The organism is Paraburkholderia sp. EG286B (assembly GCF_040965655.1).
Taxonomy (GTDB): domain Bacteria; phylum Pseudomonadota; class Gammaproteobacteria; order Burkholderiales; family Burkholderiaceae; genus Paraburkholderia.
The window spans coordinates 265,606-287,654 of sequence record NZ_JBFRCF010000011.1; the positions used below are offsets into that span (position 1 = coordinate 265,606).

General features: G+C 63.6%; 21 protein-coding genes and 1 pseudogene. 11 read left to right on the plus strand and 11 right to left on the minus strand.

Going from position 1 to position 22,049, the window contains the following annotated elements; all coding sequences use genetic code 11:
• Window positions 1-28: 28 nt before the first annotated feature.
• Window positions 29-1,351, plus strand: coding sequence for a leucine-rich repeat-containing protein kinase family protein (locus AB4Y42_RS24775; RefSeq protein WP_368695643.1), 1,323 nt, complete (start codon window positions 29-31; stop codon window positions 1,349-1,351).
• A 162-nt stretch (window positions 1,352-1,513) separates the two neighbouring features.
• Here the strand turns inward: AB4Y42_RS24775 and AB4Y42_RS24780 are convergent, their stop codons facing one another.
• Window positions 1,514-1,717, minus strand: coding sequence for a hypothetical protein (locus AB4Y42_RS24780; protein ID WP_368690791.1), 204 nt, complete (start codon window positions 1,715-1,717; stop codon window positions 1,514-1,516).
• 270 nt (window positions 1,718-1,987) lie between these two features.
• On the opposite strand from AB4Y42_RS24780, the gene AB4Y42_RS24785 reads away from it, so the two are divergent.
• Window positions 1,988-2,977 carry a D-alanyl-D-alanine carboxypeptidase family protein gene (locus AB4Y42_RS24785; protein WP_368695644.1) on the plus strand — a complete coding sequence of 330 codons (990 nt, stop codon included), beginning with the start codon at window positions 1,988-1,990 and terminating at the stop codon, window positions 2,975-2,977.
• On the opposite strand, the gene AB4Y42_RS24790 is transcribed toward AB4Y42_RS24785, so the two are convergent.
• Window positions 2,974-3,762 (minus strand): helix-turn-helix transcriptional regulator, encoded by a 789-nt coding sequence (locus tag AB4Y42_RS24790; RefSeq protein ID WP_368695645.1) that lies wholly within the window; start codon window positions 3,760-3,762, stop codon window positions 2,974-2,976. The two genes, AB4Y42_RS24785 and AB4Y42_RS24790, sit on opposite strands and share 4 nt — an antisense overlap.
• 108 nt (window positions 3,763-3,870) lie before the next feature.
• Here AB4Y42_RS24790 and AB4Y42_RS24795 point away from each other — a divergent pair, with 108 nt between their 5' ends.
• A complete protein-coding gene (locus AB4Y42_RS24795) occupies window positions 3,871-4,950 on the plus strand; it encodes a zinc-binding dehydrogenase (RefSeq protein WP_368695646.1) in 1,080 nt (359 codons plus the stop codon).
• A gap of 7 nt (window positions 4,951-4,957) precedes the next feature.
• On the opposite strand, the gene AB4Y42_RS24800 is transcribed toward AB4Y42_RS24795, so the two are convergent.
• On the minus strand, window positions 4,958-6,124 hold the full coding sequence (locus AB4Y42_RS24800) for a radical SAM protein (RefSeq protein ID WP_368695647.1): 1,167 nt from the start codon (window positions 6,122-6,124) through the stop codon (window positions 4,958-4,960).
• Between the two features lie 230 nt (window positions 6,125-6,354).
• On the opposite strand from AB4Y42_RS24800, the gene AB4Y42_RS24805 reads away from it, so the two are divergent.
• Window positions 6,355-6,813, plus strand: coding sequence for a VOC family protein (locus AB4Y42_RS24805; protein WP_368690796.1), 459 nt, complete (start codon window positions 6,355-6,357; stop codon window positions 6,811-6,813).
• Between the two features lie 45 nt (window positions 6,814-6,858).
• On the opposite strand, the gene AB4Y42_RS24810 is transcribed toward AB4Y42_RS24805, so the two are convergent.
• Window positions 6,859-7,779, minus strand: a complete 921-nt coding sequence (locus AB4Y42_RS24810) for a substrate-binding domain-containing protein (protein WP_368695648.1) — start codon at window positions 7,777-7,779, stop codon at window positions 6,859-6,861.
• A 266-nt stretch (window positions 7,780-8,045) separates the two neighbouring features.
• Between AB4Y42_RS24810 and AB4Y42_RS24815 the strand changes: the two genes are divergently transcribed.
• Together AB4Y42_RS24815 and AB4Y42_RS24820 are read left to right on the plus strand one after the other, a co-directional pair.
• On the plus strand, window positions 8,046-8,321 hold the full coding sequence (locus tag AB4Y42_RS24815; RefSeq protein WP_342924756.1) for a hypothetical protein: 276 nt from the start codon (window positions 8,046-8,048) through the stop codon (window positions 8,319-8,321).
• A gap of 261 nt (window positions 8,322-8,582) precedes the next feature.
• On the plus strand, window positions 8,583-8,759 hold the full coding sequence (locus AB4Y42_RS24820; protein ID WP_368690798.1) for a hypothetical protein: 177 nt from the start codon (window positions 8,583-8,585) through the stop codon (window positions 8,757-8,759).
• A 163-nt stretch (window positions 8,760-8,922) separates the two neighbouring features.
• On the opposite strand, the gene AB4Y42_RS24825 is transcribed toward AB4Y42_RS24820, so the two are convergent.
• The 3 genes from AB4Y42_RS24825 to AB4Y42_RS24835 form a co-directional block, all read right to left on the minus strand.
• Window positions 8,923-9,231 (minus strand): hypothetical protein, encoded by a 309-nt coding sequence (locus tag AB4Y42_RS24825; protein WP_028207982.1) that lies wholly within the window; start codon window positions 9,229-9,231, stop codon window positions 8,923-8,925.
• A gap of 449 nt (window positions 9,232-9,680) precedes the next feature.
• Window positions 9,681-10,055, minus strand: a complete 375-nt coding sequence (locus tag AB4Y42_RS24830; protein ID WP_368695649.1) for a BON domain-containing protein — start codon at window positions 10,053-10,055, stop codon at window positions 9,681-9,683.
• Window positions 10,056-10,236: 181 nt separating this feature from the next.
• A complete protein-coding gene (locus AB4Y42_RS24835; RefSeq protein ID WP_368690800.1) occupies window positions 10,237-10,530 on the minus strand; it encodes a hypothetical protein in 294 nt (97 codons plus the stop codon).
• Between the two features lie 109 nt (window positions 10,531-10,639).
• Here AB4Y42_RS24835 and AB4Y42_RS24840 point away from each other — a divergent pair, with 109 nt between their 5' ends.
• The gene (locus tag AB4Y42_RS24840) at window positions 10,640-11,605 is read left to right on the plus strand and encodes a GlxA family transcriptional regulator (RefSeq protein ID WP_368695650.1); all 966 of its coding nucleotides are present in this window, start codon (window positions 10,640-10,642) and stop codon (window positions 11,603-11,605) included.
• A gap of 13 nt (window positions 11,606-11,618) precedes the next feature.
• Here AB4Y42_RS24840 and AB4Y42_RS24845 read toward each other — a convergent pair whose 3' ends face one another.
• A complete protein-coding gene (locus tag AB4Y42_RS24845; protein WP_368695651.1) occupies window positions 11,619-12,332 on the minus strand; it encodes a GNAT family N-acetyltransferase in 714 nt (237 codons plus the stop codon).
• A 116-nt stretch (window positions 12,333-12,448) separates the two neighbouring features.
• Complete coding sequence (locus AB4Y42_RS24850) at window positions 12,449-13,312, minus strand: NmrA family NAD(P)-binding protein (protein WP_368695652.1); 864 nt, start codon at window positions 13,310-13,312, stop codon at window positions 12,449-12,451.
• A 230-nt stretch (window positions 13,313-13,542) separates the two neighbouring features.
• Here AB4Y42_RS24850 and AB4Y42_RS24855 point away from each other — a divergent pair, with 230 nt between their 5' ends.
• Window positions 13,543-14,460, plus strand: coding sequence for a LysR family transcriptional regulator (locus AB4Y42_RS24855; protein ID WP_368695653.1), 918 nt, complete (start codon window positions 13,543-13,545; stop codon window positions 14,458-14,460).
• Between the two features lie 17 nt (window positions 14,461-14,477).
• On the opposite strand, the pseudogene AB4Y42_RS24860 reads toward AB4Y42_RS24855, so the two are convergent.
• A pseudogene (locus AB4Y42_RS24860) lies at window positions 14,478-14,955 on the minus strand (LysR family transcriptional regulator); the annotation flags it as partial.
• A gap of 127 nt (window positions 14,956-15,082) precedes the next feature.
• On the opposite strand from AB4Y42_RS24860, the gene AB4Y42_RS24865 reads away from it, so the two are divergent.
• Window positions 15,083-15,787, plus strand: coding sequence for an SDR family NAD(P)-dependent oxidoreductase (locus AB4Y42_RS24865; RefSeq protein WP_368695654.1), 705 nt, complete (start codon window positions 15,083-15,085; stop codon window positions 15,785-15,787).
• Window positions 15,788-15,820: 33 nt separating this feature from the next.
• Here the strand turns inward: AB4Y42_RS24865 and AB4Y42_RS24870 are convergent, their stop codons facing one another.
• Window positions 15,821-16,258, minus strand: coding sequence for a carboxypeptidase regulatory-like domain-containing protein (locus AB4Y42_RS24870; protein WP_368690806.1), 438 nt, complete (start codon window positions 16,256-16,258; stop codon window positions 15,821-15,823).
• A gap of 507 nt (window positions 16,259-16,765) precedes the next feature.
• On the opposite strand from AB4Y42_RS24870, the gene AB4Y42_RS24875 reads away from it, so the two are divergent.
• Window positions 16,766-18,979, plus strand: a complete 2,214-nt coding sequence (locus AB4Y42_RS24875; protein WP_368695655.1) for a glycoside hydrolase family 3 C-terminal domain-containing protein — start codon at window positions 16,766-16,768, stop codon at window positions 18,977-18,979.
• Window positions 18,980-19,321: 342 nt separating this feature from the next.
• Window positions 19,322-21,601, plus strand: a complete 2,280-nt coding sequence (locus AB4Y42_RS24880) for an EAL domain-containing protein (protein ID WP_368695656.1) — start codon at window positions 19,322-19,324, stop codon at window positions 21,599-21,601.
• The last annotated feature ends 448 nt before the right edge of the window (window positions 21,602-22,049 follow it).

A 22,049-nucleotide genomic window follows, 5' to 3' on the forward strand; every position in this document is an offset into this window, starting at 1 on the left:
CCTTGCCATTACTCGATTCCATCCACGCGTGAAGACCGCTACCCTCGAACAACTGCGTGACGGACAACTCGCCGGCGCCCGACAGCTCAAGCTCGCCTGCGGCTTGACCGAATTTCCGCGCGAGATCTTCGACCTCGCCGACACCCTGGAGGTGCTCGACCTCTCGGGCAATGCGCTCACGTCACTGCCCGACGACCTGCCGAAGCTGCGCCGTCTGCGCATTCTGTTCGCCTCGAACAATCCGTTCACCGAGTTGCCGCCCGTCCTCGGCGACTGCGAATCGCTGAGCATGGTCGGCTTCAAGGCGAACCGCATCCGCCGCGTTTCGGGGCGCGCGCTGCCGCCGCAATTGCGCTGGCTGATCCTGACCGATAACGACGTCGATGCGCTGCCGGCCGAAATCGGCGAGCGTCCGCATCTACAGAAGCTGATGCTTGCCGGCAACCGGCTGCGCGCGTTGCCCGAGACGATGGCCGCTTGCAGCCGGCTCGAACTGCTGCGGATTTCGGCGAACCGGCTCGATGCCTTGCCCGACTGGCTGTTGCGCCTGCCGCGGCTCGCGTGGCTCGCCTATGCCGGCAATCCGCTGAACGTGGCGCGTGAGCAGGTGGCGCTGGCCGATGCGCCGGTGCCCGATATCGACTGGCATACGCTCGCGCTCGGGCAAACGCTCGGCGAGGGTGCATCGGGCGTGACGCATCGCGCGACGCGTCTTTTGCGCGACGGCCATCCGGTGGAGGCGGTGGCCGTCAAGCTGTTCAAGGGCGCGGTCACGAGCGACGGTTTGCCGGAGCTGGAAATGGCGGCGTGTCTGCAGGCCGGTTCGCATCCGAACCTCATCCCGGTGCTCGGCAAGATCACGGGTCATCCGCTGGGCGAGCACGGCCTCGTGATGGAACTCATCCCTCCGTCGTTCGCCAATCTCGCCGGTCCTCCGAGCCTCGACTCGTGTACGCGTGACGTCTACGCGGCCGATGTTCTGTTCGACCGCCCGGTTGCATTGCAGATTGCACGAGGGATCGCATCGGCGGCGCAGCATCTGCACGGGCGCGGGATCATGCACGGCGATCTCTATGCGCACAACATCCTGCACGACGGCTCAGGGCACGTCTTGCTCGGCGACTTCGGCGCGGCGTCCTTTCACGATAGCGACGATCGCGCACAGTCGCAGGCGCTCGAGCGCATCGAGGTGCGTGCGTTTGGCTGCCTGCTGGAAGAACTCGCGCAGCGTTTGACCGGAGAGGCTCGCGATCGCGATACCGGGCTCGATGCGCTGATCGCAGACTGTTTCGCCGAGCAAGTCGAAATGCGGCCGTCGTTCGATGAAATCGTCGAGCGACTATCTGTCTGAAGCTATTCCCTTTTGCCATTGCCAGCGCAATATAAGCCTGTGGGAACCGTTGACGACGACGGAGGCTGACATGGCTCATTCCCTCAGGCTCGAACTGTTTTGCCGGTTGTTTCTGGGTCTCTTCATGGGATTCTTTTGCGTCACGGCCGCCCTCTTTGTGCGCTACAAGTGGGCGGCTCCGCTGCCGCCAGCAACCGTCGTGCAGCTCAAAGGCGCGTCAGCGTCGCGCATCTCGCCAGCCTCGCCGAGAAGCGCCCCGGCAGTCCCATCCTCGTCCGCATCCCGATTCCAGTCGGCAACGCCCTCGATGAATCCAGGGGAATACACGCTCCTCGCTTCGTCGGCCTCGACTTTCGTCACATTCATTGCGGCTGCCGTGGCCAGCTTCCTGAACTGGAAGACGAACGGGCGAGGGCGGCGCGCAAGGAAACGCGGCACGCCTCGCGCGCGTCACTCGCACTAGCTCAAGACGTCGGAGGTATGTTCGCAAGGCGCTGAATAGCCGCTTTGAAGGACAAGAATTCTGTCCTCTTTCCCACACTCATTCGTGCGACGAGCAACTACAGTTGAATCGTTGGGGATCAGTTGCACGTTGGACCCGCCATCGCCTGATTGCCGTCCCAGGGTGTGAACGCCATGAATAAATTCCTCAGCGCGCTATTGCTCGCTTCGGCGCCGTTCGTCGCGTGGGGCGAGACGCCATTGCTCCATTCACACAGCGCGATCGTGTACGACGTCGCGCGCCACGAAGTCCTGCTCGAAAAGAACGCCGACGAGGCCCAGCCGATCGCGTCGCTCACCAAGCTGATGACGGCGATGGTCGTGCTGGACAGCGCCCAGCCCTTGGGAGACACGGTGACCGTCGACAACGACGACATCGATCGGCTCAAGCATACGGGGTCCCGCCTCCCTGTCGGTGCGTCGCTCGAGCGCGGAGAGATGCTGCGTCTTGCGCTCATGGCGTCGGAGAACCGCGCTGCCTCCGCGCTTTCGCATGCGTTCCCGGGCGGCCAGCCGGCGTTCATCCGCCTGATGAATGAAAAGGCGCGCGCGCTGCATATGGCCAATACGCACTTCGACGATCCAACCGGGCTCTCGCCCGAGAATCTCTCGACGGCGCGCGATGTCGTGAAGATGGCGGACGCCGCGGCGCGCTATCCGTTGATCAGCGAATACACGACGCTTCCCCGTTACGAAGAGGCGATCGGCACGAGGACGCGGTTCTATCACAACACCGACCCGATAGTGAGCTCAGCCGATTGGGACGTGCTGGTCGCAAAGACAGGCTATATCCGCGAGGCGGGGCGCTGCATCGTGGTCGATGCGAACATGCCGAACGGGCAGGTGATGATTGCGCTGCTCGGCTCGCGAACCTCGTGGGGACGCTCTGCCGATCTCGTCACGATACGGCGTTGGCTGAACGGCGAAGACACGCCGGTCGTCGAACCGCGCTATTACGCAAGCGCCCGTGCGCATCATCACTATTCGACGCTCGCGCGTTCGCACGGCGTCAGGGTGCGGCTCGCATCGTACCGGAGCGCCCCGACGTCCGGTGCGCACCGGCAGAGCGTCAAACACCACGCCGGCAAGCAGGCGCACCATACGCTGGTTGCCGCGACAGGCTAAACGGCATCCGCATCGACCGGCGTATAGATTGCGAGTTTCAGCGCCGGATCGTCGTTCGCCTGAAACGTCGCGTACTCATAGCGCTGCATACCGCGCTTCGCGTGCGCAAAGACCTTCTGGCCCGACGCGCCGCTGCGCACGTCGTGCGCACTCCACCACCTCGCGAACTCCTCGCTGCCTGAACGCAGGCGCTCGACCAGCTCGACGAACGCCGGGTCGCCCGCATGGAGGTCGTGGCTCGTGCGAAACAGCGCGACCATGCGGCGGGCCTCGTCGGACCAGCCCGCGCCAAAGAGCCGCCGTGCCTCGGGTTCGATGAACATGTAGACCATGATGTTGCGGTCTTTCGCAGCGAGGCGATCGAAGCCCAGCAGATCGGAGGCGGCCTCGTTGCACACGAGGATGTCCCAGCGCCGGCCGGTCACGTAGGCCGGCAGCGCGAGACTGGCGACGATTCGCGCAAGGGTTGGCGGCACGCTCTCACGCGCGAAAGTGCGTGCCTCGCCACGCTGCGCGAGCGCGCGCAAATGGGCGGTTTCGGCCTTGTCGAGCCGCAATGCCTGGGCAAGCGCATCGAGCGTCGCATTCGAGGGGCTGACCGCGCGTCCCTGCTCGAGCCGGACATACCAGTCGACGCCGATGCCCGCGAGTTCCGCGACTTCTTCACGCCGCAAGCCGGGCGTGCGGCGGCGCCGTCCGCCGCCCAGGCCGACGTCGTCGGGGCTCAGCTTCTTGCGCCGGGAGCGCAGAAAATCGCCGAATTGGGTTTGTGTCGTGGCTGTCATCGCGTTCGCTTCGTGCAGGGTGGGACGGCGCAATCCTGGGATCGCAGCGGGCCTTGTTGCCCATTCTAAGCCTGCCAGAATCGGCTCGTTCCCCCTTCTGGAAGCGCCATGAAAGCTGCCATTCTGAAAACGCTCGACACGCCGCTCGCGATCGAACGGATACCGGACCCCTCTGCCGGCACCGGCGAGGTCATCGTGGACGTCGTTGCGGCGCCGGTGTTGTCCTATGCGAAGGAAGTGTTCAGCGGAGAGCGCCGCTATGCCATCGCGCTGCCGATCGTGCCTGGCTGCGGCGCGATCGGCCGGGTTCGAACCATCGGCCCGGATGCGACGAAGCTGCAACCGGGCGATTGGGTGTTCTGCGATCCGACGGTGCGTGCGCGCGACGACGCACTCATGCCCGACATCGTGCTGCAGGGCTGGAGCGCGCGAGGCGAGGGCGGCCAGAAATTGCAGCGCTATTTTCATGACGGCCCGTTTGCGGAACGGGTAAGGGTGCCGACCGAGAACGCGGTGCGTATCGGCGATATCGATCCGGCCGAGGCCGCGCGCTGGTGCGCGCTCAATACGCTGCTCGTGCCGTATGGCGGACTGCTCGCGTCCGATCTGCGGGCCGGCGAAATCCTGCTCGTGAGCGGCGCGACCGGCAACTTCGGCAGCGCGTGCGTCGCGGTCGCGCTCGCCATGGGCGCGCGCTGCGTCGTTGCACCCGGACGCAACGTGCAGGCGCTCGAGAAGCTCGCGCGCAAATTCGGCGAGCGCGTGCGAACCGTGGCGCTTTCGGGCGACGAAGCAACGGACCGCGAACGCATGCAACGAGCGGCGCCTGGGCCGATCGACTGCGTGATGGACCTGATGCCGCCCTCCGTTCCGGCGACGACGGTGCGTGCCGCGGTGATGGCGGTCCGCCCTTACGGGCGCGTGGTCCTGATGGGCGGTGTCGGCATGCTCGGCGGAGCCGGGCTCGAACTGCCTTATCCGTGGCTCATGCGCAATGACATCACGGTGCGGGGCAAGTGGATGTACCCCACGCACGCCGTGACGCTCATGTCAGGCTTGATTCGCGGCGCACTGCTCGATCTGGGCCATTTCGATGTGACGACCTTCGCGCTCGACGATGCGAACGAGGCCGTCGCGCATGCTGCGGCGAACGGCGGCCCGTTCAACATGACGGTGATTTGCCCGTAGCCTCGATTCATGCGCCTTGCGGCGATGAACGGCGCGCGCCAGTCCGTCCTGCCAATGCGGTGAGCGCCGTTCGAGGTAATTCTTCAGTGGCCAGTGCCCACAGCGAATACGCCACGCCGCGCTGGAACAACAAGCCGACAGCATTGCGAAGCTCGCCCCTGCCGAGCGCATAAACCGAGTCGGTAACGGCCTTGGCACCGTGCATCAGGACGCTGGCGTGGCGGTAGCACCCCATCATGCAGGCGTTGCACGGTTCGCGTTGATCGGGCAGGCGGTCGAGGTCGAACACGGAGCCCATGGGTTCATGCCACGGTTCGCAACGCCAGACGTCGAGGTTCCAGTCGATATAAAAATACTTGCTGCCGGCGATGCACGGAACGAGTTGCCGCTCGCCGCGCACGAACCGCGCGACTTCGTCCAGTGCGGCGCCCGGGTCCATCACTCGAAAGCGCTTTTTGAGGGCCTCGATGGCACTCAATGCTTCGAGCAGCTCGTCACGGCTGAGGTCGACGAGCTTCGAATTTTCGTCGTAAACCAGCGATGTGGAACCGAATGCGTCGCGCCTTGGGTAGGAAAACACCACGGAATCGAAGCCGAGCTGGCTGAGCGTTTCGGGAAGCGCTGCGTAGCGGACCAGATGGCTCACTGTCACCGTTGCGCAGACCGGAATGCCGAAGGTGTGCGCCTGGGCGATGCCCTCGCGGATGCGGGCCGCGAGGCCGGGCAAGCCGCGATTGCGCTCGTGCTCGCTCATGTCCGCACTATCGATCGAGATCAGGAGACGCTTGAGGCCGGCTTCAGCGAGCTGCTTGATGTGGCGGGGGAGGAACCAGCCGTTCGTGATCACGCCGCACTGGATGCCGGCTTGCGTGGCCGAGCCTACCAGCGATTCGATTTGCGGGTGCACCAGCGGCTCGCCGCCCTGGAGCGTCATGTAGCGGATCTTGCGTCTGCGCAGCATCGGCATGGCACGCGCGAACGCATCGGGATCGAGATAGCGGCGCGGGCCTGCCATTTTCTTCTCGCGCGAAAAGCCGCAGAAGTCGCACGCAGCGTTGCAAACGTTCGTCACCGAAACGTCGCAGACCGCCGGCAGCGGATTGCGGGGCTCGCTCGCGCCGTTGCTTACATTTGGCAGACTGCGCCACTTGATGGTTCGCTCTGTCCTGTCCATGGTGCTGGTGCCCTCACGGTTTGCCGGCTCATTGCGCTCGAACCATCATAGGTTACGCTTCGCACGCGCGCCGCATCGGGTACGATTCTTATTCAAAAATACCTCAAACAAATCTTGTTTGACCCGCTAGTGTGAGTCGACTTCAATCCCCATACTTGAGGTGTCTCGCCGGAATTTCGGTTCCGGGCGAGTTTGCGAACGCTATGCACTGGCTGCAGAAGGAGAGGGAAATGGTTGACACCACAACCACCAGGCCGCGCGTCATCGGCTTCAATCACGTCGCGCTGGAAGTCGGCGATATCGAGGAAGCGCTGGCTTTCTATGGTCGCATCTTCGACTTTCAGTTGCGCGGCAAGAGCAGGACGATGGCGTTCATCGATCTTGGCGATCAGTTCATCGCGTTGCAGGCGGGACGCAAACAGCCCGCCGACGACGGCCGGCATGTCGGCCTCGTTGTCGACGACAAGGAGGCGGCGCGCGCCGCGCTCGCGGCGGCGGGCGTGAAACCGCTCGACGGTCCGTTTCTGGATTTTCGCGATCCCTGGGGCAATCGCATCGAGATCGTGGGCTACGACAACATCCAGTTCACGAAGGCGCCGAACGTCCTGCGCGGCATGGGCCTGACGCACCTGACCAAGAACGAAAGCGCGAAGAAAGAACTGGCCGAAAAAGGGATGGCGGCGAGTTGAAGTCCAGCTTTCGGTGATGGCTGATCGGCGGGACGACTGCTTCGCTCAATTCGGTTGAGGTTGAGGTTGCGCTTGCTGCTCTTGTGGCGCCTGTTGTGGTTGCGGCGGCGGTACCGGTTGCAGCGGTGCTTGCGGTGCCAGTTGCGGCTGTGGCTGCAGCAGCGGCAGCGGAGGAGGTTGCGGCGCCGTGATCGGTTCGAGCCCGCTGTGCGCAATCGCGGCCGCCGCCTCGGGCGAGGACAGAAAGCGGATCAGCGCTGCTGCGCCGAGCGGATTTCTCGCTGTGGTCGCAATACCGCCGGAGTACACCGTGTAACGTTGCACTTCCGCGGGCAGACTGCCGACCACCGTTATCCCCTTCACCGGCAACAGTTCCACGACCTGTTGCAAGCCGATCTCCGCGTCGCCGTTCGCGATGACAGTGGCGACCCGCTCGGCGGAGACCATGCGGCTCCTGCTTTTCACGCGCCCGTCAAGGCCCAGGCGCGAAAACAGTTCGTTGGCGATATAGGCGCCACTCGCACTATCCGGATAGACAATCGACTTCGCCGCAAGCAGCGTGCGGCGCAAGGCGTCGACCGTGCTGATGTCCGGTTTCGGCGCGCCGTCGCGCACCACGAGGCCGATTGGCGAGCGTGCGAAGTCCACCTTGCTGCCGGGCACCACGTTGCCGGCCCGAACCTGGTCGTCGAGCGCATTGCTGACCACGATCAGCACGTCGGCCCACTCGCCGCGCGCAAACCGCACGGGAATCGCATTCAGGGCGTTGCCTGTTGCCGCCCCCCAGACGGTGGCCAGCGTATAGCCGCTCTCGTCCTCGAATTGCGGGCCCAGATCACGATACGCTGGCGCAAACCAGCCCGACATCATGACTTTCACCTGGTCAGCCAGACACACGCCGGGGCCCAGTAACGCGAACGCGATGCAGAGCGCGAGTGTGCGAACCCTCAGCTTGTGGATAGTCACGGTTGCGCCCCATCTCGATCGGCTGATCCGGCACCACGGACATGTATCGCTCCCCATTTGCGAGCAAAGCGTGCAACGAAAGCGCGCGATGAAAACACGCTATGAAAGCGCGTCGTGGATACGACCTTTTGCATCGTTTATACAACACGTTCGTTTGCACACACACTGGTTTTCTTCGCCTCTGATAGTCTTTTCCCAGCGACAGTTCGGGCGGTTATCAAACTTGACGCGTGCGATCGTGAAATCGAAGACAGGGGGGCTTATCCATGTTGCATTGGCTTTCAAACTTGATTGCCCACAATGCCGCAACGCCGGAGAAGCAGGCTCAACGCGCGATGAGTGAGTTGCGCATGGCACTGTTCCAGGCCGAACAGCGGGTTCTGGATGCGCAACTGCAGGCCGAGTATTACCGCACGCGAATTGCGTTTTGCGAGGAGGTGCTGAAGGCGGGCATCGAACAGGTGTCGGACCTGCGCAAAGGGCAACGTGAAGCGGTTACGCACGACTTGCGTCCGAACCTGAAGCTCACGACTTCGCAATAGTCGGGCGCGGCAGAAGAAACTCCTCGGCAGGGATAGAAAGTAGAAGCATCACAATGTGATGTAATATCTATCCAGGGAGTTCGCCAGTCGATGCAAGGCCGAATCCGTGCGGCGATTTGGGGACAAGGCGTGCGGCCGCGCGGATCCGTGCGATGGCCCGGCATGGGCCGCCGCAGTTGCGGCTACGGCACCAAACTTGCTGAGTCGGTGTGTAGGGAACCCTACTAGTCGAACAACTAGACCCTACATCAGGAGACGATCATGGATAAACGTGAGTACAGCCACTCCCAGGAGATCGAACAGGACGACGTTGATCCGGAAAACGAACCGTTTCTGCATCCGTATCGTGCGTTATTGCACGAACCCACCGTCGTACTGGCTGGCAACCCAAGCGACCGCGCAGACGTCGCTACGTCGGCGATACTGGGCTACAACTGACAAGCAACGTTCGCTAGTTGATTGCCGGGTCAAATACTCGGTATTCCGAATTATCTGATTCGGCGATTCAACGGTTCGACGTTGTCGACAAGCGGCCGATGTGCGCCCATCCGGGCGCATCGCGCTCTTCTATCCGGTAGCCGGCAGAACAATCGACGCGCCGCTAGACACGCGGTAGATCGTCGATGGATTTTTCGACGTTACCGTCCGGCACTTCCAGATCGATTCCATCGATTCCGTTGGGATGCGGCACCGGCTTGATCTTCGGGCCAAGAAATCGCATGCCGCCCAGCGTAAACACCGAATAAACCACGGCGCCCGAGCGGATGTCGCTGGTAACGGCCGCCACCTCGGAGATGGTGGGTGTCGAGAGCCAGTCGTGCGTCTGGGGGTCGATCAGCGCCCAGCGCACGTGCGTTACGCGGTCCGTTGAGGAACTGATGCGGACACCGTCGATACCATAGGTAGCCATAACCGTCACCCTCGAGACGAGAATCCTAATGGTAATCCGTTCGCTGCCCGGGTGGTAGCACGCCGGATTCCGTCCACGCGACCGCGCTCACCACACCGCCTGGCTCGTGATTGCAAACTGCCTGAACTGGGTATCGACGTGCAACGGCGCGCCGTGCTCCGTCTTCTCGATGCGCTTGTCCGGTCGCGGCGGCGAAACGCCAGTGGTCGCTACGATGCGGCCAGCGGAATTTGCAGGGAAAGCGCGTGGGCGCCCCCGATGTCGGAATCGGTGAAAGTCTCGCAGACGAGGCTCGAGGACGCAGGCTGGCCGGATACGGCGGGCTGCTTGAACGAAGTTCGATGTCTCACTTTGACAGGACGCGCGCGCGAGGAATAGGACGATCCTGCTGTGCCGCCGGTCAAATCCTCCGAAGACTCCGCTTCCAGGTCCGCTTGTGGATACGTCAATCAAGGTCCGCTGCCGCGGGCCGTCCGCACGGTCAGGTGGTTCTCCACCGAGGTGACGCCGCGCACCGCCCCGGCCGCGTCGCCGGCACGCGCGATCTGCGACTGGTGCGGTACCGACCCCGTCAGGGAGACGACGCCGCTATGCGCCGTCACGTGGATGCTGGCGAAATTCAGTCCCGTGGTGCGCGTGAAGGCCCGGCGGACGTCGCGCACCAACGCGCTGTCCGATCTGGCCGATTGTGCGGGCGCGCCTTCCTGAGCGGACGCCTCGCCGGGCGCGCTCGCCGCCGTTTGTGCATGTGCATAGCCCGCGCCACTCGCGATGGCCGCGAGGACCAGCGCGCGGGCGATCTGGTATTTACCGTTAGTTTTCATCCTTCTTCCCTTTGCCAGGTGCTGCAGGTTCCCCAAGGTTCTGCGCCCGCCGCCGGACGGCATCGAAAACAAGCGGCGGATCAGTACGTTGTAGGTGAAATCTCCGGCGAGGAGAAGAAGGCTGCCAGGAGGCCGCCGACGACCCATGGCGCATGCGTCGACGGCGCCTCCTGGGTAGCGCTTACTTTCCTTGAAGCAGCAGGCCGAGCGGCGCGAGCGGGCCCACCGGCAGCAGGTCGAACGCGAGGATGCCGGCCTCGACGAGCGGCAGCGTATCCAGCGTGGCCGTCACATCGTCGACCGAGCCCGAACTCATGAGAAACACCACGCCCGGCTTGTCCTGGCGAAACCAGTACTGCTCGATTTTGTCGTCCAGGTAGAGCTTGAGCGTGGCCGGCACTTCGTGCGGCATGATCTCGTCGCGCTGCGCGGGCGTGAGTTCCTTGACGATCGATCCAATGGCGAGAACCTTCATGACAACCTCCTTGATCCATGTTTGTTGCGACTTGCAACGCGATTGAGTGTATCGTTGGGGTCTCGTCGGCTGTACTGTCACAAACGACAACTTTAGAGGCATTTACGCCATGCGCATCGCTATCCTGGCTCTCGACGGCGTCTTCGATACCGGGCTCTCCGTCACGCTCGACGCGTTCTCGGTCGCAAACAAGCTTTCGGCCGCGACCATGGGCGGCGTGCCGCGTTTCGACGTCGCGCTCGTGGGGGTGAGAAAGCGGGTGCGCTCCGCTCACGGCCTCGCGGTGCCGGTGCAAACGGTCGCGCCGGATGCGAAGCCCGATTGGGTGATCGTGCCGGCATTGGTGACGTTGTCCGCACAGGAGCTGATCCAATCGTTCGAGCGGCGGGACGTCGAGGAGGGCATGGCGCGCTTGCTCGAATGGCAAACGGGGGGCGCGCGAGTCGGCGCTTCGTGCGTGGGGACGTTCCTCCTCGCGGAGGCGGGGCTGCTCGATCACCGCGAAGCCACGACCAACTGGTCGCTCGCACCGTTCTTCCGGCAACGCTATCCGCATGTTCAGTTGAACGAATCGCGCATGCTCGTGCCTTCGGATATCGGCGTGACGGCCGGCGCGGCCATGGGGCATCTCGATCTCGCGCTCTGGCTGATCCGTTCGGCAAGCCCGGAACTCGCGTCGCTCGTGTCGCGCTATCTGCTCGCAGACATCCGCTCTTCGCAGGCGCCGTACATCATCCCGAATCATCTGGCGCAAGCCGATCCGCTCATTCAGCGCTTCGAACAATGGTCGAGAAAAAATCTCAAGTCGGGATTCTCGTTGCAGGACGCCGCGAAGGCGCTGGCCACGAGTTCGCGTTCATTGCAGCGCCGCTGCCAGGAGGTGCTCGGCAAGTCGCCGCTGGCGTACTTTCAGGATTTGCGGGTCGAGCACGCGCAGTCGCTGCTGCGCAGCGGCAAGCTCGACCTGGAGAGGATCGCCGCCGAAGTCGGCTACGGCGACGGCGCGACGCTGCGCAGCCTGTTGCGGCAGCGCCTGGGAAGAGGCGTGCGGGAGCTGCGTACCGACTTGTTGTGAACGAGCGGGCTCTTTATGGCGCGATGCCGAGCACCGTGAGATGCATCTCGCGGCGCTCGACAAAGCCCAGGGTGCGATAGATGGAAATGGCGCCGTGATTCGACGTCAGCACGTGCAGGAAGGGTGTCTCGCCGCGCGCGCAGATTGCCGCCATCAGCAGCTTCATGAGGGCCGCCGCGAGCCCTTGCCCCCGGAAGGCCGGGTCCACGCACACGGCGCTGATTTCGGTATGGCGTTCGACCTTCATACGCTCGCCGGCCATGGCGACGAGCTTGCCCTCCCGGCGCACGCCGAGGTAGCCGCCGAATTCGATGGTGCGCGGACCAAACGGGCCGGGCTGCGTTGCCGCAGCCAGCGCGAGCATTTCCGGCACGTCATGTTCCGTTAGGCGCACGTGCTCCAGCGCGGTGGGCGCAGGCGCTTCGCCTTGCCAGACCATTTGCAGCAGCGTGGCGTGCCGGATCAGCGCGAAGCCCTCGGGAGGCTCCACGGCATCCAGCGTGGTCAGGGCGACGGGTGCGTGCTCTTCGATCAGGCCTCGCAGGGCGTCGAACGATTCAGGCGTCGTGTCCGTCATCGCCGCAAAGGGGGCGACGGCGTGCGCATACCGCACTGCGCGCTCGTTCCCAACGGCGAGATGGCGCTGGCGGCCGGTCAGCGCGTGCCCTGGCACGTTGTCGAGCGCGGTTTTGCTGCCCGCCGGTTTCGTTGCCAGCACATCGAACATGATTCGCGCTCCAGTAGAGAATGTGAACGGATTGCGAGGTTAGTCTAGACGAGGCGGGTTCGGCGGACCACGGCCGAACCCGCCAACTTTGGCGTCATTCGCGCCAATGCCTTTCGTCACGCACCGCTTGCGAGCGCTTCGAGCACGGTGTCCAGTTCGACATGCCCGCGAAGGATCTCGTCGGCGGGCTTCGAGAAACAGATCCAGCCCTCGTTGAATCCGTCCAGCATGCGCATACGCGGCACGGGATGCTTCATGCCTTGTGCCAGAAAGCGCGACTCCCATTCCTGCCGGTTCACCGCCACCGCGCGCACAGGTCTGCCAAGCACGCGGGCAAACGCCGAGGCAATGTCGTTCGCGCTCACGCGGCGCGGTCCCTCCAGCTCGACCACGCGCGTGCCGCTCCATGTTTGCTGGAGCAATTCGGCGGCGAGGCGGCCGACGTCCGCGGTCGCGACCATCGGCACGGCCTGGTCGAGCGGTTGCAGGTAGCTCTCGATCACGCCATCGTCGCGCGCGCTCGCAACATCCCACGCAGCGTTCTCCATGAACCAGCCGGGCCGCAGGAAAGTCACCGGCACAGGCAGCGCGGCCAACGCCTGCTCCATCAGCGAGAGTTGCGTGAGCAGATTGCTCTCTTGCGCCTGCGCGCCGATGGTCGACAGACACACGACCTTCGCGGGCCGTGCGTTGTGGATTGCGGTGCAAACGGCGTCGATGACCGCGCGCGACTCGGGGAAGCCCGGCGAGGGATCGAACTGCGGAGGCAGCAGGATGAACACGCCCTGCGCGCCGCTGAATGCAGCGGTCAGCGCGGCGGCGTCTTCCATGCTTGCCGTGGCCAGTTCGCATCCTTGCGCTTGCCACGACGCGGCGCGCGCGACGTCGCGCACGACTGCCCGCACCGGTTGCCCCGAGGCCAGCAGCGCACGGGCGAGTGCGCCGCCCACTTTTCCGGTAATGCCTGTAATTGCGTACACTTGAAACCCTCCGCATGCGACGACGAATTCGTCGAAAATGCCGAACACGATGGCAGCGAGGTGCTGCCTGGTTCCGTTTCGGTGAGACGCATTCTGGACGCAAGGCGGCCGAAGCAAAATGCCGCGAAGGGCACGAGATCAGTGACTCGGGCGCACGAATCGGATGGCCGGGCCATCATCGCCAAAGGCTGCCAGGGGCCGCCGTACCGGCCGCCATTGGAACGACGACATTGAGAACAACGACACTCGAGAACATTTCCGGCGCGATCAGCGTGTTTGCCGCCGTCGTCGACGCGGGGACCTTTGCCGCCGCGGCAGACGTGCTCGGCATGTCGCCGCCCGGCGTGAGCCGCGCGATTGCGAGGCTGGAGAAACGGCTCGATATCCGGCTCTTCAATCGCACGACGCGATCGATTTCACTCACCGAAGGCGGGCGCCGTTTCTACGAGCAGGTCGTCCCGCATCTCGCGGGGCTCGAGGAAGCGGCCATCGCGGCATCGGGGAGTGCGTCGGCGGTGCGCGGCAGGCTGCGCGTGAATCTGGACCCGGTGTGCTATCGGGCGATTCTCGGCGCGGATCTCGACCGGTTCATGGACGCTCATCCCGAACTCGAGATCGAGCTGATCGCAAGAGATAGTCTTGGCGACCTGGTGGCGGAGGGATTCGATGTCGCGATGCGATTCGGCAAGCCGCGCTCCTCGACGCTGGTCGCCCGCAAGCTGCTCGATACCGCCGTCGTGACGGTCGCGGCGCCGGCCTATCTCTCGCGCTGGGGCCGGCCGCTGCGCCCCGAAGATCTCGAAGGCCCCGCTCACCGGTGCCTCGAATTCCGCGACCCCGAGACAGGCAAGCCTTATCCGTGGGAGTTTCATCGCAAGCGCAAGCATGTCGTGCTGGCGACGCATGGGCGGCTGACCGTGAATGATCCGGGCGCCTTGCTCAATGCGTGCCTGGCCGGTTCCGGCATTGCGCAAATGCTGCTGCTCGGCGCCGAGCCTCTGATTGCCGATGGCAGGCTGGTGAACCTGTTCCCCGACTGGCCCGATGAACGCTTCCCGCTATACGTCTACTATCCGTCGCGCCACTACACGCCCGCGAAGACGCGCGCATTCATCGACTTCATCGTCGCCTGGGCCGCGGCGCATTGATCGCGGCGACATCGCAGCGGCACGCGTTGCCGGCATACGGCGAGCACGAGTTGCCGCAGCCAGCGATGCACGGGATCGGCCTCGATGCGGGGATGCCACATCTGCGACACCGTGATGTTTTCGGTCGTGACCGGCAGCTCGAGCCGCGGCGATGAGCGGCGCGCCGAAGGCCTCGACGAAACCATCGTTGGCGCGAATCGTGAAGGTCCGCTGCAAGGTGGCGAGATCGGGCTCGGCGGCCGACGGCAGGAGGACGGCGCGTGCTTCGTGAACCGCGTTTCGCGTGCGCTCGCGCAGCGCCTGGGCGTGCGGCGTGAGCACCATGGCGCGGCCGGCGCGAACGAGGAGCGGGTCGCCGGTCGCCTCGCGAAGGCGGGTCAAGGTCCGGCTCATTGCCGAGGCGCTCAAGCCCAGTCGACGCGCCGCGCCAACCACGCTGCCGTCGTCGAGCAATGCGTCGAGCGCAATGAGGAGATTCAGGTCGGGTTCAGACATGCCCGATGCTAGCACGGCACTTTTTGGCATGGCGTTGCGTGCAACTCATAGCTGCAAGCCATGCGTCTTCCGCCATGTGTGAGGCGCCACTATATTTCCCATATCGACTGAATACAGGGAAATAGCGATGCAGGAATCACCCCATCAAAAGACGGTCCTTCTCATCGGCGCGTCGCGCGGACTCGGCTTCGCCATGGTCGAGGCATACCTCGAGCGGGGCTGGCGCGTGATCGCCACCGGCAGGGCGGGTTCGATGGACCGCCTTGCACAGGCGGCGCAGGCCTCGCAAGGTGCGATCGAGATCGACACGGTCGATATTACGGTGCCGGAGCAGGTCGCCGCACTCCACGATCGCCTTCAGGATCGCCGGGTGGACCTGCTCTTCGTGAACGCCGGCGTCACGAATGACCATCGTGAAACGATTGCAGATGTCTCAACCGATGAATTCGTTCGCGTGATGGTGACGAATGCGTTGAGTCCGATGCGCGTCGTCGAGGCATTTCAGGACCTCGTGCAGCCGGCCGGAACGATAGGTGTCATGTCGTCCGGGCAAGGCAGCGTCAGCAACAACACGAATGGCAACCACGAGGTCTACCGCGGCAGCAAGGCCGCGCTGAACATGTTCATGCGCAGCTATGCGGCGCGCCATCAGGACGACGCGAAAACCTTGCTGCTCATGGCACCCGGGTGGGTGCGCACGGACATGGGCGGCCCGCAAGCGCGCCTGGGCATCGAGGAGAGCGTCCCCAACCTGGTCAGCACGATCGAAGCGTACGCAGGCCGCACCGGCCTGCATTACCTCGACTACCTCGGGAGAGTCGTTCCCTGGTGAGCCGTCTCGACAGGCTGGAGACGCGATTCGTGCTCAGTGCTTGCCCGGAAACGAGAACGTCGCACGCGCGCTGCCGTTGCCGGCGACGTTCACGCGCTGCGTCCTCGTGACCTCGTTATAGGTGGCGGTGATCGTATAGCGTCCGGCGGGCAGCCGCACGAGCATGTACGGGCCGTGCGAACGCGTGTCGAGCACGGACGTGCCGCCGGCGTTCGATATCTGCACATGCACGTCGGCCACATAGCTCGAACCGGGGCCGGTAAACAGCATGGAGAGCGGCCACTGGCTGCGCGCGTGCCGCAGCGCGGAGGACTCGTCGCGGCCAACGCCGCCGGACACGAACGAGATGTCGCCTTGCTGCTCCGTTTGCGGCATGCCCGTTTGCGCGAGTGCGCCGCTTGCCAGAGCGAATGCGCACGTTGCAGCGAGCAGGGTCGAAGCGATTCGGGGAACCTTGCGTTGCCTTTCCATCGTGGCCACTCCTTACAGTGATGTCGATTTCGCGCACGCAGGCGCGGGCGCCGCCGCTTGCGCAGGCCTCGTAACAGATTAGCTTTTTTCGGCCCGCGACGCGCTCTGCGCGCTGCGCTCACAGGGCGCCGCTGGGCGTTCGCGGGCGTCATGCAAATCACATCGAATTTCGAATTTCCGTTGCGTTCGCAACAATCACATTACCGCCGTCTTACGATTGCCTGTCGGTTTCGCGCCTTTCATGCGTGTTAGCTACCGCCAGCCGGGAAAATACTGAGATAAAAGTCCGTAAGGGTACTCAATAGTTTTTATATGATTATTCGGAGTTTTGCTACATCAACCGGCGAAGCCCAAGCGGATGCATAAAAGCAAACGTTTGCGCGCTGCAACTCGACCGGTTTCCCCGCAGGAAGTTTGCCGGCGCCTGACGCGGCCGGCCGCTCTGCCAGACCCTGCTTACCGGTCTGATCAGTACTCCATAACGTATTCGAACTCCCGGAGAGACATATGAGGATCACCCGTTGGCCCACCGCCGCCGTGCTGGTTGCGGTGGCCGCTACCGCCCATGCCGGCGACAGCAGCAACGACGTACCTTATCCGTTGCCGATGCCGTTGATGGCCGTCCCCCAGAACCTCGGCGCGCACGTTCGTGCCGACCTGTTGCTCAAGCGCATGACGCAGGACGAGAAGCTGCAGTTCATCCATTCCGAATACCAGATGAGCGCCGTGCCGGGCGGCGGCGCAGGCTATATTCAGGGCGTGCCGCGTCTGGGCATTCCCGACCTGAATATGGTTGATTCCGCAACGGGCTCGGGCAGCACGAGCCAGAAGAGCACGACCTTTCCGGCGACGATCGCGCTCGCGGCAAGCTGGGACCCGTACCTCGCGCGCGACTTCGGCGCCCGCATCGCCGACCAGTTGCGCGAGCAAGGATTCGGCATGGGGCTGGGCGGCGGCACGAACCTCGCTCGCGAACCGCGCGGCGGGCGCCTCTTCGAGTACCTCGGCGAAGATCCCGTGCTGGCGGGCGAAATGCTGGCGGCGCGCACCATCGGCACGCAAAGCCAGCAGGTGATCGCCACCATCAAGCACTACGTCGGCAACGAACAGGAAACGGGGCGCCAGGGCGGCAACAGCCAGATCGACGAGCGCACGCTGCGCGAACTCTATCTGCTGCCGTTCGAAATCGCGGCGAAGGAAGCGCGGCCGGGCAGCGTGATGTGCAGCTACAACCGCCTGAACGGCACCTACGCGTGCGAGAACACGCATGTGCTGACCGACGTGCTGAAGAAGGACTGGGGTTTCCAGGGGCAGGTGCAGTCGGACTGGGGCGCGACGCATAGCACGGCACCGGCGATCAACGCGGGTCTCGACGAGGAAGAGGACGTGGGCCCGACGGTCTACCTCACGCCCGACCTGGTCAAACAGGCGATCGCATCGAAGGCAGTTTCGCAGGACCGTCTGGACGACATGGTGCGGCGCAAGCTCTATGTGATGATCAGCACGGGCGTGCTGGACCATCCGGCGCAGGGCGGTGCCACGATCGACTTCGCGAAGTACAACGCGTTCACGCAGGCCGCAGAAGAACAATCCATCGTTCTCCTGAAGAACGACAGCAGCCAGCTGCCGCTTTCGGCACCGAGCCTGCACAAGATCGCGGTGATCGGCGCTCACGCCGATACGGCCGTGCTGAGCGGCGGCGGCTCGGGCAATACGCGCGATCCGGTCACGGGCAACTTCTCGGGCTGTGGCGGGCTCGCGTTCGCTTCGTCTACGGGCTGCGGCTGGTGGACCAACCCGTGGCTCAAGCTCAATACGCCTATCACCCAGGCGATCCAGCAGCTCGCGCCTACGGCGCAGGTGAGCTTCGCGGGCAATACCGATCAGACGCAGCCGTTCCGCGCCTATACGCAGCAGGAGATCACCCAGGCCGCGACGCTCGCCAGCCAGTCCGATGTCGCGATCGTCGTCGTGGCGCAGCCTGCGGGTGAGGACTTCGGCGATCTGCAAAGCCTGAGCCTCGCGAACCCGTCGAATCAGGACCAGCTGGTCGAAGCCGTTGCGAAGGCCAACCCGCGCACGATCGTGATCATCGAGAGCGGCAATCCGGTACTGATGCCCTGGAAGGACCAGGTCTCGGCAATCGTCGAGGCGTGGTATCCGGGCGAGGGCGGCGGCATGGCGATTGCGAACGTGCTGTTCGGTCAGGTGAACCCTTCGGGCAAGCTGCCGGTTACGTTCCCGGTGCACGACCAGGACACGCCGACGTGGGGGACGAACGGCGCCTTCGCGACCGATCCCGTGTATGCCGAAAAGCTGAACATGGGCTATCGCTGGTATGACGCGAACAACATCACGCCGCTTTACGAGTTCGGCTATGGCCTTTCGTATACGCACTTCAGCTATTCGGGACTGACCGTGAAGCAGGGCCCGGGGCATACGCTCACGGCCTCGTTCACGGTGCGCAACGATGGCCGCGTAGCCGGTGCGGAAACGGCACAGGTGTATCTGGGTGTGAGTTATGCCGGCGAGCCGCCGCGTCGTCTGGTTGGTTTTCAGAAGGTGTTCCTGAAGCCGGGTCAGTCGCAGCCGGTGCGCGTGACGATCACCGAACGTGCGCAGAGTGTTTGGGACACGACGCATAACGACTGGGCCTATGTGGCTGGCAGCGCGGTGTATGTGGGGGCTTCGTCGCGCGATATCCGCCTGCAGAGCCGGTAAGCAGGAGGCCGCGTTGGCGGCCTCAGTTTTCTATTCTCGAGAACGGCCGGCTCGCGAACGTTTGCGAGCCGGTTCAAAATCAAACTCGCCAGTCTTTCTGTATCTATCATTCGCGCGCGCAAGAACGCAAATGCCTGGTCCTGCAAACATAAATAACTTCCGCGGGTAATCCCCATTCATTCGGAATAAGGAAAGCGGGTAGACTTGGCCACCCGTCCGTGGGCCTTCCTCCGTTTGCGCGTTTTCCGGATACACGCCGTCACGCTTTACTGTGACTCTGTCTCGTAGTGCCGCGCGCACGCGACGCATGGAAGCTGAACCAAGAAGAATACTAAATCAGCCATGAGACTGATCACACGCGCAGTGAGCTGGCTTACCGAAGGCAACCGCCGCGGTCGAATCGTTGTGGTGCTCCTCCCTGTGTGGATGAGTGCCGTAGCGGCGGCCGTGCTCGCCCAGTACTCCCGTGCTGTCATGGCGTGGCCCGTTGCGGTGCTCGCATGCATCGGCATGCTATTACTGCTGCGCCTCTCCCGGCGCCTTGCCGCCCGATTGCATTTGAGCGAGGAGCGCTTGAGCCTCGGCTTCGAGGGCATCAATGCGGGACTATGGGACTGGGACCTCGTCAGCGACCGTGCCTACTATTCCCGCTATCTGTACCAGCAGCTCGGCTATGGCGACGGTGACCTCCCCATGGACACCCGCGCTTTCAATGCGCTCGTGCATCCTGCGGATCTGCTCCGCTTGCGCGAGACCATCATCAACCATCTGAAGCATGACAGCCTCTATGACGTCGAATACCGGCTGCGAATGGCCGATGGTCGATACCTGTGGTGCCGGGGACGCGGCAAGGCCATACGCGATGAGAGCGGCCGGGCCACGCGCATCGTCGGTTGCCTCTTCGATATCTCCGAACTCAAGCGGGCGGAAGCGACAGCCGCGAAGGAAAAGAGCCTCACCGAAGCCACGCTCGCTTCGATCGACGACGGCGTGATCCGCATGGACAACCAGGCGAGCGTGACCTATTGCAACGCCGCCGCCGAGCGCATGCTCGGGCGTCCCTCGCGCGATATCTGCCAGAAGCCGTTGTTCGATGTCTGTGATCTCTACGACGAGCGCTCCGGCAATATCGTCACTGCGCAATGCCTGCGCAACCGGGCAGCGGCGGCCGACGACGACGCGCAGCGCAGACTCTCGGTGACGCGCCCGGATGGCTCGCTCCTGCCCGTGGCCTGCTCTGTTGCGACGATTCGCGACGACGAAGAGGAAATGCTGGGCACGGTGATGGTGCTTCGAGACGCGAGCACGGAGCGCAAGCATGCCGCCGAACTCGAATATCAGGCGACGCACGATCATCTGACGGGTTTGCTGAACCGCCGCGAATTCGAGCGCCGGCTATCGGGCTTGCTCGAGAAGGCCGGGACGCGCTCGCATGCGGTGATGTTCCTCGACCTCGATCAGTTCAAGGTCGTCAACGATACGTGCGGCCACGCGGCCGGCGACGAATTGATCCGCAGCGTGGGCGGCGCCTTGAAGCAACAACTGCGTGTCGCCCATATCCTCGCACGCCTGGGCGGTGACGAATTCGGCGTCGTGCTGCCGGAATGCTGCATCGACGACGCCCTGCGGGTCGCGGAGGATCTGCGGGAGGCCGTGACGGTCATCCGGCTACCCTGGGACCAGCGTTTGCTGACGACTGGCGTGAGCATCGGCGTGGTGGAGGTGGACGACACGCAAATCTCGACATGGGACATCATGAAGGCGGCCGACGTCGCCTGTTATATGGCCAAGGAAAAAGGCCGCAACCGCGTGCACCAGTACTGCCTGGAAGATCAGCTCCAGTCGACCACCCATACGCAGATGGAGTGGGTGGCCCGCGTGAAGGCGGCGCTCGAGCACGACCGTTTCCGCCTCTACGCGCAACAGATCAAGTCGCTCAAGGAGGGCGGTCCCGGCGAGGAAGTGCACGTCGAGTTGCTGCTGCGCATGGTCGACGAATCGGGTGATGTGATTCCTCCTGCGTATTTCATTGGCGCCGCCGAGCGCTTCAACCTGATGCCGCTCGTCGATCGATGGGTGATCGGCCGTGCTTTCGAAGCCATCGCGGCGGGCCATCTTGCGGCAAACGTCTGGTCGATCAACCTCTCCGGCGCGTCGCTCGGCGACGAGGACTTGCTCGCGTACATCGTGCAGCAGCAGCAGCGTTGCGCAATCAGTTTCGAAAGCGTCTGCTTCGAGATCACGGAAACGGCCGTGATCACCAACCTCTCGAAAGCGATTGCCCTCATGGAGAGCCTGCGAGCACTCGGCTGCCGATTCGCGCTCGACGATTTCGGCTCCGGCATGTCCTCGTTCACTTACCTCAAACGTCTGCCCGTGGATTATCTGAAGATCGACGGCAGCTTCGTGCGCGGGATTGCCAGCAGCGACCTCGATCGCACGATCGTCCAGTCCATTCACCAGGTGGCCCATGCCGCGGGCAAGGCGACCATCGCCGAGTTTGTGGAAAGCGAGGCGATCATCGGGCGCCTCAGCGGGATTGGCATCGACTACGCGCAAGGGTTTTGTGTCGGGTTGCCCCAGCCGCTTCCCGAAGGCGCCGTCGAGACCGTCGGCGCTTGATCGGCAACGACATTAGTGCGTTCGAATCCGATTGTGCTGAGGGCAGGGCGCAGCTGCCATTCCCCGATTTGGTGACAGAAGAGGCGACCCCACAGGCGTGAGTGCCGGTGGCTGCCGAAAATCGGCGTAGCGGCCCCCAAAAATAAATATTCGAAAGTCGCTTGACGATATCCGGAATGACCCGCATAATTCGCCTCCTTCGCTGATCGCTGCGAACGAAAACGAAGCGATTAAGACGAATTGCTCTTTAAAAATTTACAGCCGATAAGTGTGGGCGCTTGATGCGGTGGCGACCTGACGTCGTTCTTCGGAATGAAGCCGGGAGCAGCAAAAGTATCAAGAGTCTCACACTAAAGTAAGTCAGGTTTTTGAAGCAATTCAAATTCCTGTCAGCTTTGAGTGAGCGACCGGTCTCGAGAGAGACCGAAAACAGTAACAGGTATTGAAC

Bases quoted from the DNA above. Each gene is read 5' to 3' on its own strand.
- AB4Y42_RS24780 (WP_368690791.1), bottom strand. From the start codon at position 1,717: ATGAATGTGACGAAAGTCGAGGCCGACGAAGCGAGGAGCGTGTATTCC.
- AB4Y42_RS24785 (WP_368695644.1), top strand. From the start codon at position 1,988: ATGAATAAATTCCTCAGCGCGCTATTGCTCGCTTCGGCGCCGTTCGTC.
- AB4Y42_RS24790 (WP_368695645.1), bottom strand. From the start codon at position 3,762: ATGACAGCCACGACACAAACCCAATTCGGCGATTTTCTGCGCTCCCGG.
- AB4Y42_RS24795 (WP_368695646.1), top strand. From the start codon at position 3,871: ATGAAAGCTGCCATTCTGAAAACGCTCGACACGCCGCTCGCGATCGAA.
- AB4Y42_RS24800 (WP_368695647.1), bottom strand. From the start codon at position 6,124: ATGGACAGGACAGAGCGAACCATCAAGTGGCGCAGTCTGCCAAATGTA.
- AB4Y42_RS24805 (WP_368690796.1), top strand. From the start codon at position 6,355: ATGGTTGACACCACAACCACCAGGCCGCGCGTCATCGGCTTCAATCAC.
- AB4Y42_RS24815 (WP_342924756.1), top strand. From the start codon at position 8,046: ATGTTGCATTGGCTTTCAAACTTGATTGCCCACAATGCCGCAACGCCG.
- AB4Y42_RS24820 (WP_368690798.1), top strand. From the start codon at position 8,583: ATGGATAAACGTGAGTACAGCCACTCCCAGGAGATCGAACAGGACGAC.
- AB4Y42_RS24825 (WP_028207982.1), bottom strand. From the start codon at position 9,231: ATGGCTACCTATGGTATCGACGGTGTCCGCATCAGTTCCTCAACGGAC.
- AB4Y42_RS24830 (WP_368695649.1), bottom strand. From the start codon at position 10,055: ATGAAAACTAACGGTAAATACCAGATCGCCCGCGCGCTGGTCCTCGCG.
- AB4Y42_RS24835 (WP_368690800.1), bottom strand. From the start codon at position 10,530: ATGAAGGTTCTCGCCATTGGATCGATCGTCAAGGAACTCACGCCCGCG.
- AB4Y42_RS24840 (WP_368695650.1), top strand. From the start codon at position 10,640: ATGCGCATCGCTATCCTGGCTCTCGACGGCGTCTTCGATACCGGGCTC.
- AB4Y42_RS24845 (WP_368695651.1), bottom strand. From the start codon at position 12,332: ATGTTCGATGTGCTGGCAACGAAACCGGCGGGCAGCAAAACCGCGCTC.
- AB4Y42_RS24865 (WP_368695654.1), top strand. From the start codon at position 15,083: ATGCAGGAATCACCCCATCAAAAGACGGTCCTTCTCATCGGCGCGTCG.
- AB4Y42_RS24870 (WP_368690806.1), bottom strand. From the start codon at position 16,258: ATGGAAAGGCAACGCAAGGTTCCCCGAATCGCTTCGACCCTGCTCGCT.
- AB4Y42_RS24875 (WP_368695655.1), top strand. From the start codon at position 16,766: ATGAGGATCACCCGTTGGCCCACCGCCGCCGTGCTGGTTGCGGTGGCC.
- AB4Y42_RS24880 (WP_368695656.1), top strand. From the start codon at position 19,322: ATGAGACTGATCACACGCGCAGTGAGCTGGCTTACCGAAGGCAACCGC.